Origin of the sequence: Massilia haematophila, assembly GCF_042647645.1 — a bacterium.
GTDB classification, from domain to species: domain Bacteria; phylum Pseudomonadota; class Gammaproteobacteria; order Burkholderiales; family Burkholderiaceae_D; genus Telluria; species Telluria haematophila.
This window is the reverse complement of the sequence record NZ_JBHRVV010000001.1, coordinates 3,414,945-3,426,005: the sequence shown is the minus strand read 5'-3', so window position 1 is coordinate 3,426,005 and position 11,061 is coordinate 3,414,945. Positions and strand designations below refer to the sequence as shown.

General features: G+C 63.5%; 9 protein-coding genes. 6 read left to right on the top strand and 3 right to left on the bottom strand.

What is annotated here, in order from left to right:
• Window positions 1-353: 353 nt before the first annotated feature.
• The 3 genes from ACFOPH_RS15125 (at window position 354) to ACFOPH_RS15115 (ending at window position 2,324) form a co-directional block, all read left to right on the top strand.
• Window positions 354-758 carry a hypothetical protein gene (locus ACFOPH_RS15125; RefSeq protein ID WP_312549048.1) on the top strand — a complete coding sequence of 135 codons (405 nt, stop codon included), beginning with the start codon at window positions 354-356 and terminating at the stop codon, window positions 756-758.
• 332 nt (window positions 759-1,090) lie between these two features.
• The gene (gstA, locus tag ACFOPH_RS15120; RefSeq protein WP_379736171.1) at window positions 1,091-1,699 is read left to right on the top strand and encodes a glutathione transferase GstA; all 609 of its coding nucleotides are present in this window, start codon (window positions 1,091-1,093) and stop codon (window positions 1,697-1,699) included.
• 58 nt (window positions 1,700-1,757) lie between these two features.
• The gene (locus ACFOPH_RS15115) at window positions 1,758-2,324 is read left to right on the top strand and encodes a DUF1697 domain-containing protein (RefSeq protein ID WP_312549045.1); all 567 of its coding nucleotides are present in this window, start codon (window positions 1,758-1,760) and stop codon (window positions 2,322-2,324) included.
• A 110-nt stretch (window positions 2,325-2,434) separates the two neighbouring features.
• On the opposite strand, the gene ACFOPH_RS15110 is transcribed toward ACFOPH_RS15115, so the two are convergent.
• Window positions 2,435-2,704 carry a PEP-CTERM sorting domain-containing protein gene (locus ACFOPH_RS15110; protein WP_379736169.1) on the bottom strand — a complete coding sequence of 90 codons (270 nt, stop codon included), beginning with the start codon at window positions 2,702-2,704 and terminating at the stop codon, window positions 2,435-2,437.
• Between the two features lie 622 nt (window positions 2,705-3,326).
• Between ACFOPH_RS15110 and ACFOPH_RS15105 the strand changes: the two genes are divergently transcribed.
• Complete coding sequence (locus tag ACFOPH_RS15105; RefSeq protein WP_312549043.1) at window positions 3,327-5,285, top strand: AAA family ATPase; 1,959 nt, start codon at window positions 3,327-3,329, stop codon at window positions 5,283-5,285.
• Between the two features lie 78 nt (window positions 5,286-5,363).
• Here the strand turns inward: ACFOPH_RS15105 and ACFOPH_RS15100 are convergent, their stop codons facing one another.
• Both ACFOPH_RS15100 and ybaL read right to left on the bottom strand, forming a co-directional pair.
• Window positions 5,364-6,575 (bottom strand): ISL3 family transposase, encoded by a 1,212-nt coding sequence (locus tag ACFOPH_RS15100; RefSeq protein ID WP_379732752.1) that lies wholly within the window; start codon window positions 6,573-6,575, stop codon window positions 5,364-5,366.
• Window positions 6,576-6,762: 187 nt separating this feature from the next.
• On the bottom strand, window positions 6,763-8,463 hold the full coding sequence (gene ybaL / locus ACFOPH_RS15095; RefSeq protein ID WP_379736166.1) for a YbaL family putative K(+) efflux transporter: 1,701 nt from the start codon (window positions 8,461-8,463) through the stop codon (window positions 6,763-6,765).
• Between the two features lie 171 nt (window positions 8,464-8,634).
• On the opposite strand from ybaL, the gene ACFOPH_RS15090 reads away from it, so the two are divergent.
• Entirely contained in the window at window positions 8,635-9,819 is a 1,185-nt protein-coding gene (locus ACFOPH_RS15090) for a lipid-transfer protein (protein WP_379736164.1), read from the top strand.
• Window positions 9,820-9,829: 10 nt separating this feature from the next.
• Window positions 9,830-10,975 carry an acyl-CoA dehydrogenase family protein gene (locus tag ACFOPH_RS15085; RefSeq protein ID WP_379736163.1) on the top strand — a complete coding sequence of 382 codons (1,146 nt, stop codon included), beginning with the start codon at window positions 9,830-9,832 and terminating at the stop codon, window positions 10,973-10,975.
• The last annotated feature ends 86 nt before the right edge of the window (window positions 10,976-11,061 follow it).

Below are 11,061 nucleotides of genomic sequence, written 5' to 3'. Positions count from 1 at the left end.
TTCTTTTACACAAATTAACGGAAGAAATCTCTTGCGTGCGCCACAAATAATCCCCATGTGTTGAAATGCTTATGTGACAAGCTTTCCACACGATAGCTTGATTTCCAACAATGAGTCATGTGCTCAGGACGGATGTCCCAAGCTCGTATGAGTCTGATAATTTGTTGGAAAGACAAGTGCGTTCAGGGGAGTGTTAAGCAGAGCGCAGGCGCGAGCATGTTTCTTAAGCGAAGACTCAGACTTGTTCTGTTTAATCGTTCAAGAGCGTGTTCGGGAACTTATGTTGACGAAAGGTAGTCTTTAACAAAGTTCGTAACGGAACTATTTTAAACCACACTCACGAGGTAAAAATCATGGCACATCATGCTTTGTCTTCACAGGAAAGCTACAACCCGAACCACCTGCTGGACATCCTGCTTGGCAAGATGCAGCTGAAAAACGACGCTGCGCTGTCGCGCATGCTCGAGGTGGCCCCGCCTGTCATCAGCAAGATTCGCCACCACCGCCTGCCGGTTGGCGCCTCGCTGCTGATCCGCATGCACGAAGTGACCGGCATGAGCATCCGCGACCTGCGCGACCTGATGGGCGACCGCCGCACCAAGTACCGCCTGTCCGACGCCCAGGGCCGCCCGAAGCCAGAAGAGAAGGCAGCCCAGGCCGCCGCGGCAGCAGCCCAGCAGCAACAGCAGCAACAGCAAACCCAGCAGCAATCGCAGAACAACGAAGCTTCTTCGTCGTCTGGTAACTATGCGCACTAATGCCGGCGGCATGGCAGCCTTGACTGCCTTGCCATCGGCCATGCAGGGCAGTTGCGCGGCGTCCTGACACGCCGCGCAACTCCCCTTTCCTCGCGCTTCCTTGCCGCCACGCGGCGCTTTCCTCCCGTTTCACTTCCGGTGCCCGCCAGGGCAGGCCGGTTTTCGTCCATTGCGCACGACAATCGGATGACCGAAGCAAGTTGAGCGGCCCCAAGCAAGCCCGGGCCGATTGCGGTATTCTCGCCCTGCCTTGAAGCGGGGGCCGCGCGCCAGCCGCTCTCCAGCCGGCCGGCGCCATGCCGCGACCGTTCACCTCCAGACTAAGGACCAACATGAAACTGTATTTCAGCCCCGGCGCCTGCTCGCTGTCCCCGCACATCGTCCTGCTCGAAGCAGGGCTGGCCTTCACGTCCGAGCGCGTCGACCTCGGCACGAAACGCACGGCCGGCGGCGCGGACTTCCGCAGCATCAATCCGAACGGATACGTGCCGGCGCTCGAACTGGAAGAGGGCGTCGTGCTGACCGAAGGGCCGGCAATCGTCCAGTACCTGGCCGACAGCGCACCGCAGGCCGGCCTCCTGGCTGCCGTGGGTAGCGTCGAGCGCTACCAGGCCCTGAGCTGGCTGAACTACATTTCGACCGAACTGCACAAGAATTTCAGCCCGCTGTTCAAGCCGGACTCCACCGACGACATGCGCGAACGCGCACGCAAGATGCTGGCGCTGCGCTTTGATTACGTCGCGCGTCACCTCGACGGCCGCGAATTCCTCGCGGGCAGCCAGTTCGGCGTGGCCGATGCCTACCTGTTCACCGTCCTGGGCTGGACCGACTTCCTCAAGTTCAGCCTGGCCGACTGGCCGCAGCTGCAGGCATTCCGTGCGCGCGTCGCCCAGCGCCCGGCCGTACAGCAGGCCCTGCGCGAGGAAGGCCTGGTCAAGTAAGACGGCCTCGTCAAGTAAACAGGTCGCCGCCCACCCGCGTGGGCGGTAACATGGGAGCATGACGAACAAACGCTATATTGCTTTACTGCGCGGCGTGAACGTGGGCCGCGCCAAGCGCGTGGCCATGGCCGACCTGCGCAAACTGGTCGAAGAACTCGGCTATGCCGACGTGCGCAGCGTCCTGAACAGCGGCAACATCGTGTTCAGCGCCGACGAGGTCGACCCGGCCGCAGCCGCGGCCGCGATCGAGGAAGGGCTGGTGCTCAAGCTGGGCGTGGCGGCGCGTGTGATGGTGATCGCCGGCGACGACCTGGCGGCGGTGCTGGCGGAAAACTCGCTGCTGCCGCTTGCCACCGACCACGCGCGCCTGCTGGTCTTCCTGCTGCCCGACGCCGCCGCGCGCGATGCCCTGGCCCCGCTGTGCGAGCGCGACTGGGGCGAGGGCGCGCTGGCGCTCGGCCAGCGCGCGGCCTATGTCTGGTGTCCGGACGGCGTGCTCGACAGCGCCGCAGCGGCGGCGCTCGGCAAGCAATTGGGAGACGCGACCACCTCGCGTAACTGGAATACCTTGTGCAAGCTGTATGCGCTGTGCACCGAGCCCGCGCCGGCGCCACGCGGCGCCTGAAGTGCAGCCCTCGAGTGCAGCCCTCGATTTCGGCAATGAAGCGCGGCGCATGCCGAGGACGGCCGATGAGGGCCGACGAGGGCCGCTGCGGCCGGCCGCTACTTGACGCCTTACTTGAATTTCTCGTTGCTGTCCCGACGTGCCCGGTAGCCGAGCAGGACCAGCCCGACCAGCATCATCGCAAACACTTCCGGTTCAGGCAGTTCCGACATGTGCACCGGGGCCGTGACGATGTCCTGGCGGGCGTTGACGGCCAGGTCGGCCACGCGCGGCTGGACGCCTGCGTCGCCGGCGCCGGGTGGCGTCACGTCGATGACGGCGGCATGCGCCGCACCGCCGACGACGAAACCGAGCGCTACTGCGAGTAAATATCTGTTCACGATAGTTCCCTTCCTTGCAGATATTGCTGGGTACAAACGCTGTATCGAGGCGACACAGCCGGCGCCGTCGCTGCCATCGGGTCCGCAAAAAAGCATAACAAAAACAGCTGCGCGTTTCGCGTACATTTCGCGCTTCCTGTACGCTTCTTGCGCCTGTGATGTACGACAGGAATCGGAACAAGAGGAACTGCATGCCGGCGCCGGAAACCTTGTGGACACCAGGCCGCATCATGTGAAAGAAATGCGACAGCGGCGGAAGTGGTGCATGTCAAGGATGCAAGGCTGGCGCCAGCCTTTGTTGAAACAGGATTAATGTTTTAGCGATATGGCTAGACAGAATGCTGATTTATTTGACAGCCTCGCAACGAATTGCATTGTCAGTTTTTCCAGCTATGCGCCTGATCAAAAAATTTTAAGCCAGGCGTATACATCTCCGATTTTTTTACGGGTATAGTCTCCCTATCCCCATTGCCCTTGGGCATCAAAACCATGTCGAACAAGCACTTGTTCGACTCCACGCGGACCTGCCAGCCGCCGCCATTCCGACAAGCGCGACCCGGAAGGCCGCCTCCGTTTTTGCACTGTTGCATCACGCGCGCCATACATTCGTAGAGTACCGATAATGCCCAACTTTGCCCGTATCCAGATTGCCTTCAAGAACGTCTATGTGCGCATTGCCGCCGCCGTCTTGCTGGGCGCAATGGCTGGCGTGGCGATCTGGTCGGCCGACAAGCCCCAGGATCCCAGCCCGGTCGTCCATTCGCAGGATATTTCCGAAATCACGCGCCTGGCTGCGCAGAAAGACAAGCTCGACTACCTGATGGTGGCCAAGCCGCTGTCCGAGTCGCCACGCTACGTCTTCAAGTTCAAGGGCGCGCCCGAGCTGCACGTGGTCAAGGTGCCGAGCACCTCGCACCTGAGCCTGGAGCGCGAAGTGCTGCTCAAGAACGCGATTCCCTATTCGATCGCCAAGGAAGACTTCCTGGCCACGCACAAGGCCGTGCTCGACGAAGGCAACAGCTTTGCCTCCGACACCGGCGACTTCCTCAAGCGCCACGCCTTCGAGATCCTCCTGATCGGCCTGATCATCTATTGCCTGAAATTCGGCATTCCGGGCATGGGCGCGAGTTCGACCATGATCACGCCGGACAAGCTCAAGGGCAGCATGGATGACCTGATCGGCATGGAAGACATCAAGCAGGAAGTGCTGCACCTGGAAGACATGATCCGCAACCGCGAGGAATACCAGTCGCACAACATCGACAAGCCGTTCAACGTGATGCTGACCGGGCCTGCCGGCACCGGCAAGACCAAGCTGGTCGGCTACCTCGCCAAGCGCCTCGACATGCCGTTGATCTCGGCTTCGGGCTCGGCGCTGGAGTCGGGCTACGTCGGCGGCGGCTCGAAGGCCCTGAACGCCCTGTACCGCAAGGCCTGCGCCAAGGGCAAGTGCATCATCTTCCTCGATGAAGCCCAGAGCCTGTTCATGCCGCGCGGCCGCAGCGAAAAGAAGTGGGAAGACGACACCGCCAACACCCTGCTGGGCCTGCTGGACGGCGTGAAGAGCGACAAGGGCCAGGGCGTGATCTGGGTCGTCGCCTCGAACTTCGACGACGCCTCGACCGAGATGGACGAAGCGATGCTGCGCCGCTTCTCGGTAAAGATCAACTTCCGCCTGCCGAACAAGAACGAGCGCCGCGAACTCCTGAAGAGCTTCCTGTCGCGTAAAAAAGAAGGCCTGGTCGATTGGAGCGACCTCGACCTGGACCAGGTCGCGGAAATCACCCAGAACCTGAGCCCGGCGCTGCTGGAAACCGTGGTCGAGCGCGCCTCCATGATCTCGATCCAGGAAAAGGCGATCATCAACACCGACCTGCTGTTCCGCGCCTACGAGCGCGCCACGATCGGCCTGACCGACCGCGCCACCACCGCCGAGAAGCACAAGCAGCGCGAACGCATCGCCCTGCACGAACTGGGTCACTTCTTCATGCAGATCGACCCCTGGCTGCGCGCCGGCATGAGCCTGGACGAGGTGAAGGAAAAGTCGCACCTGCTGAAGATCAGCACCGAAGCCGTGTCGAAGATCGGTGCCCTGGGCTACGTGCTGCAGTCGGGTGACGACATGTCGCTGCGCACGCTGGAAGAACTCGAGCGCGACGTGATCGGCCTGTACGGCGGCATGGCGGCCGAAGAGCTGTTCTACGGCGCCCGCGGCATCTCGGTCGGCGCCCAGAACGACATCGAGAAGGTCACCAAGATGCTCAACCTGATGGTCAACCGCCTGTCGATGTACTCGCGCTCGAAGATCGACTACAGCCAGTTGCAGAACGACGCCAGCGGCGAGCACACGCTGCGCCAGATGGAAGAAAAGGCGGATGAGCTCTACAGCTACACCCTGGGTGCGATGCGCGACTACCGCGCGATGATGGAGTCGATCAAGGACACGCTGCTCGAGCAGTATGTGCTGTCGAAGGACGCCGTGTTCGCGCTGCTGGAAGAGCGCAAGGAGCTGCTGCAGTTGGCACCGAAGCATGCGAACCTGAAGCTGTGCACGGAGACCGGCGAGATGGTCGCTGCCTGATCTGAACCTGGCCGGCGCTGCGGCGCCGAATGAAAAATGCCCGCTGTGCGCGATGCGCCAGCGGGCATTTTTTTTGGTTCATCGCACTTTGCCGGGGAACGCATCCTTGATTTTCAGGAAGAAGTAGGATGCGTCCCGAAAACCGTAGGCCATGCGCTTGATGACCTTGATGCGGTTGTTGACGCCTTCAAGGATCGATGAGCTCATCGGATAGATGGCTGATGCCAGGATGCCGCGGCGATATTTGGCCAGGCGTTTGGCAAACTGGATCAGCGGTGCGATCTGGCTTTGCAAGGCGAGCTTGAGCCAGGCTTTCCACCGCCGGGCACCGTCCCGGACTGATGGCGCATACCAGATTTCCTTCAGCTCGGTCTTGAGCAGGTAAACCGTTGCCAAGGGCTGGTTGGCAGCCAACAGCTCTTCGAGCTTGACGGCCTGCTCGGCCTTGAGGTTGTCACGATTGCGCAGTAACAGCCAGCGACTGCGCTTGATGACCTGGCGGGCTTTTGGTTCGGCACGCAAGGCATTGGCCTGGTCGACACGAACCCGGTCGACCACTTCGCGACCGAAGCGCGCCACCACATGAAACAGGTCGTAGACGACTTCTGCGTTTGGACATTGCTGGCGAACTTCGAGGTCCATGGCCGTGTTCATATCCATGGCAACGGCTTCGATCCGCTGGCAGCCTTCCTCTCCCAGCAACTCGAAGAACGGCCGAATCGCTTCCCGGCTATTGCCTTCTCCCACCCATAGCACCCGCATTCGTTCGGCATCCAGGGCGACAGTGGCGTACCGGTGCCCCTTGTGCAGGGCGAATTCGTCCATGACCAAGCGCCGTACGCCTTCTGCCGAGAAGCCACCATGCAGGTGCTGCAAGCGCCGATGATCGATGTCCTTGATGGTATGCCAGTGCAGGCCGGTCAACCGGGCCACATGGGCTATCGGAAGCAGCTGTGCCAGCGCCTCCACCCAGAGGCGCACGCGGTGCGTGATGCGCGCCCGGCGGTCGAGCCAAACAATGTGCTCGGCTACCCGTGCGTCGCAGTGATGGCAGTCCAGTCGCCGCACCGGCACATCGAGCCAGACACGCCTATCCAGAATGTCGCGGTCACGCACCTTACGCCTTCGGCGCTCATGAACCAGAGCGCAAGGCTGGCGGCATGCCCCGCACAAAGCTTCGCTTGAAGGGCTGGTATCGAGAACGATTAACAGCGACCCGTCCTCTTGTTCGTGGACGGCATCGACAATATGGCCTTCCCAAAACGGGACAGACGGCATAGCATTGAGCATGGCGGTGGTTTGACAGACTGATTTGTTTGGCGACTATCAATCTACCAACATCAGACCTCCGCCACCACCTCCTGCTCAGTTCGTCAATCCCGTCTTCCCCCATTCCCCGCGAAGAACCTTTTTTTTTGGCGCCTGAGCGATCCGCTATCCTGGACAACGGCCTCGGCGCCGACCCTGCGAACATTCCTCAATGCGCGGGCTGCGTCTCCTTCAAGGTATCGAGCACGTAGCGCGTCATGCTGCCGGCCAGCTCGTGCTCGCCGAGGAAGACCTTGCCGCCGGTGTCCTCGCGCAGCAGCTCGGCTTCCTGCTCGTTATGCGTGCGCACGACGCAGCGGATTTCGGGATTGAGCGCCTTGGCCGTCTCGATCATGGTGCGCACGTGGAAGGTGTCGGGGGTGGCGATCACCAGCACCGCCGCGCGCGCGATGTGGGCCTGGATCAGCACCGCCGGTTCCGAGGCGTTGCCGACCACGGCCGGCTGGTCGCGCTTGCGCAATGCATCGACGATCTCGCGGTTCTGCTCGGCGACCACGTAGTGGATGCCCTGCGCCGTGAGCGCATCGGCGATGCGGCGGCCCACGCGGCCATAGCCGACCAGCACCACCTGGCCGCTCAGGCGCTCGTGCGGCACGCTCATCGGCAATTCCGCCAGCGGGTCGGGCGAGCTTTCCAGCTTGCGCACCAGGTCCGAGTTCTTGCGCAGCCAGCGCTGCAGCGGCTCGATCGCCGTGAACAGCAGCGGATTGACGGCGATCGAGATGATCGCGCCGGCCAGGATCAGGCTCTGGCCCTCGGCCGGCATGAGTCCGAGCGAAATGCCGAGCGCTGCCAGGATGAACGAGAACTCGCCGATCTGCGCCAGGCTGGCCGAGACCGTGATCGCGGTGTTCAGCGGATAGCGCAGCGCCAGCACCAGCGCCATCGCGGCGATCGACTTGCCGAAGATGATGACCGCGACCACCGCCAGCACGTGGATCGGTTCCTCGACCAGCACCATCGGGTCGAACAGCATGCCGACCGAGACGAAGAACAGCACCGAGAATGCGTCGCGCAGCGGCAAGGACTCCTCGGCGGCGCGGTGCGAGAGTTCCGATTCGCGCAGCACCATGCCGGCGAAGAAGGCGCCCAGCGCGAACGAGACGCCGAACAGGTGCGAGGAGCCGTAGGCGATGCCGACCGCGGCGGCGATCACGGACAGCGTGAACAGCTCGCGCGAATTGGTCTTCGCCACGCGCCACAGGAACCAGGGGAAGATCTTGCGGCCGACCACCAGCATGAAGGCGACAAAGGCGCCGACCTGCAGCAGGGTCTTGCCGAGCGCCATCCACAGCGAGTCGTCGCCGCCGGCGCCCTTGCCGCCGAGCGGGCCGGCCAACGCCGGCAGCAGCACCAGCACCAGCACCGTCACCAGGTCCTCGACCACCAGCCAGCCGACCGCGATGCGCCCGTTCATCGAATCGAGCACGCCGCGGCTTTCCAGCGCGCGCAGCAGCACCACCGTGCTGGCCACCGACAGCGCCAGGCCGAACACCAGGCCCGCGCCCAGGCTCCAGCCCCACAGGTGGGTCAGGCCGATGCCCATCGCGGTGGCCACCGAGATCTGCAGGATGGCGCCGGGCAGGGCGATCCTGCGCACGTCGAGCAGGTCCTTCAGCGAGAAATGCAGGCCCACCCCGAACATCAGCAGCATCACACCGATCTCCGCCAATTGCGATGCCAGCGATACGTCGGCCACGAAACCTGGCGTGGCGGGGCCGATCAGGACACCTGCGGCGAGATAGCCGACCAGCGCGGGCAGTTTCAGGCGTATGGCGATCATGCCAAACAAGAGGCCGAAGCCCAGCGCGGCGGCAATGGTTGTGATCAGACTGAGTTCATGGTGCATGCAGTACATCCCCTTATCAAAGTTAAATCGATCAAGTATAAAGGACGGGGCTTCCACGATGTCGAAAAAAATAGAGGCGCACCTCGACGGCACGGCCATTCCTGCGCCACCTTATCTGTCTATAATCGAACGCAAAAAGGCCGCAGGCCGCCAACCCAGACAGGAGACAACATGAGTCGCAAGGTATTCGTTACCGGCGTCGGGATGATCCCGTTCGCCAAGCCCGGCGCGTCCGCGCCCTACCACGAGATGGGCGCGGACGCTGCCCGCGCCGCCCTGCAGGATGCCGGCCTCGCCTACGAGGACATCGAACAGGCCTATGCCGGCTACGTCTACGGCGACTCGACCTGCGGCCAGAAGGCCCTGTACGGCGTCGGCATGAGCGGCATCCCCATCGTCAACGTCAACAACAACTGCTCGACCGGCTCCACCGCCCTGTTCCTGGCGCGCCAGGCGGTGGCCAGCGGCGCGGTCGACTGCGTGCTGGTGCTCGGCTTCGAGCAGATGAGTCCCGGCGCCCTCGGCTCGGTCTTCACCGACCGCCCGGCGCCGTTCGACGACTTCGACGCCGTCACCGACCGCCTGGTCGGCAAGCCCGAGATCCCGCTGGCGCTGCGCTACTTCGGCGGCGCGGGCCTGGCGCACATGGACAAATACGGCACGCCCCTGGAAGCCTTTGCCCGCATCCGCGCCAAGGCCAGCCGCCACGCGGCGAACAATCCGCTGGCGCTGTTCCGCAAGGAGGTTTCGGCCCAGGACGTGCTGGATGCGCCGGCGATCTGGCCGGGTGTGATGACGCGCCTGATGGCCTGCCCGCCGACCTGCGGCGCGGCGGCCGCCGTGCTGGTCTCGGAAGAATTCGCGAAACGGCGCGGCCTGCGTGCCGACGTGCACATCGCCGCCCAGGCGATGACCACCGACCGCGCCAGCACCTTCGAGGCGAACGACATGATGCGCCTGGTCGGCTACGACATGAGCCGCGAGGCGGCCGCCAAGGTCTACGAAAAGGCCGGCATCGGCCCGGACGAACTCGATGTGGTCGAGCTGCACGACTGCTTCGCCCACAACGAACTGATCACCTACGAAGCCCTGGGCCTGTGCCCGGAAGGCGGCGCGGATAAATTCATCCTCGATGGCGACAACACCTATGGCGGCAAGGTCGTCACCAATCCTTCCGGCGGGCTGCTCTCGAAAGGCCATCCGCTGGGCGCGACGGGCCTGGCGCAATGCTTTGAACTGACCCACCAGCTGCGCGGCAGCGCCGGCGCGCGCCAGGTCGAGGGCGCGCGCACGGCGCTGCAGCACAACCTGGGCCTGGGCGGCGCCTGCGTCGTCACGATGTATCGCACGGCCTGAGGAGGCGCCGATGGAATTGATGACGCCCTCCTGGAGCAATCCGGAACTGGAGTCCTTCCGCGACGCCGTGCGCCGCTTCGTCGCCAGCGAGATCGCCCCGCATGGCGAACGCTGGCGCGCGCAGCAGCACGTCGACCGCGAGCTCTGGCACAAGGCCGGCGCAATGGGCCTGCTTGCCGCCGACATCCCCGAGGAATACGGCGGATCGGGCGGCAGCTTCGCCCACATGGCGGTGGTGTTCGAGGAGCTCGGTTATGCCGGCGACATGGCCTTCGGTTTGCACGTTCACGCCATCGTCGCCCATTACCTGCTGAACCAGGGCACCGAGGAGCAGAAGAATCGCTACCTGCCGCAGCTCGCCAGCGGCGAGATGGTCGCGGCGATCGCCATGTCGGAACCGGGCGCCGGCTCGGACCTGAAGGGCATCCGCACCACGGCCGTGCGTGGCAGCGATGGCTACCGCCTGAACGGCTCCAAGACCTTCATCTCGAACGGCTACCTGGCCGATGTGATCCTGGTGGTGGCCAAGACCGACCCCACCGCCGGCGCGAAAGGCATCTCGCTGATGCTGCTGGAAACCCGGGACAACCCAGGTTTTCGGGTCGGCCGCATCCTCGAGAAGGTCGGGCAGAAGGGCCAGGACACCTGCGAGCTGTTCTTCGATGATGCCCACGTGCCGCTGGCGAACGTACTGGGCGGCGAGGAGGGCAGGGGCTTCGCCCAGCTGATGACGGAACTGCCCTACGAGCGCACCATCATCGGCGTGGCCGGCGTCGCCGCCATCGAGCGCGCGCTGCGCCTGACGGTCGAGCACGCGAAGGAACGCAAGGCCTTCGGCCAGGCGCTGATCGAGATGCAGAACACCCGCTTCGTGCTGGCCGAGATCAAGACCGAGGCAACTGTCGCACGCATCTTCATCGACCGCTGCGTCGAGGACATGCTGGCGGGCCGCATGGACACCGTGCGCGCCTCGATGGCGAAGTACTGGATCTCCGACCTGCAATGCAAGGTCGTCGACCAGTGCGTGCAGCTGTTCGGCGGCTACGGCTACATGCTCGAATACCCGATCGCCCAGATGTACGTCGACGCCCGCGTCCAGCGCATCTACGGCGGCGCCAACGAGATCATGAAAGAGATCGTCGCCCGCTCGTTGTAATTCGTAGGGGGGGCACCTGTGTCCACGCTGTACAAAGCATGATCAGCCGAAAATGACCGTAGGGTGGGTTCTCGAACCCACCGATC

Excerpts from the sequence above, each read along its gene's own strand:
- ACFOPH_RS15105 (WP_312549043.1), top strand. The coding sequence starts at position 3,327 with ATGCCCAACTTTGCCCGTATCCAGATTGCCTTCAAGAACGTCTATGTG.
- ACFOPH_RS15125 (WP_312549048.1), top strand. The coding sequence starts at position 354 with ATGGCACATCATGCTTTGTCTTCACAGGAAAGCTACAACCCGAACCAC.
- ACFOPH_RS15090 (WP_379736164.1), top strand. The coding sequence starts at position 8,635 with ATGAGTCGCAAGGTATTCGTTACCGGCGTCGGGATGATCCCGTTCGCC.
- ACFOPH_RS15100 (WP_379732752.1), bottom strand. The coding sequence starts at position 6,575 with ATGCTCAATGCTATGCCGTCTGTCCCGTTTTGGGAAGGCCATATTGTC.
- ACFOPH_RS15115 (WP_312549045.1), top strand. The coding sequence starts at position 1,758 with ATGACGAACAAACGCTATATTGCTTTACTGCGCGGCGTGAACGTGGGC.
- ybaL (WP_379736166.1), bottom strand. The coding sequence starts at position 8,463 with ATGCACCATGAACTCAGTCTGATCACAACCATTGCCGCCGCGCTGGGC.
- ACFOPH_RS15085 (WP_379736163.1), top strand. The coding sequence starts at position 9,830 with ATGGAATTGATGACGCCCTCCTGGAGCAATCCGGAACTGGAGTCCTTC.
- gstA (WP_379736171.1), top strand. The coding sequence starts at position 1,091 with ATGAAACTGTATTTCAGCCCCGGCGCCTGCTCGCTGTCCCCGCACATC.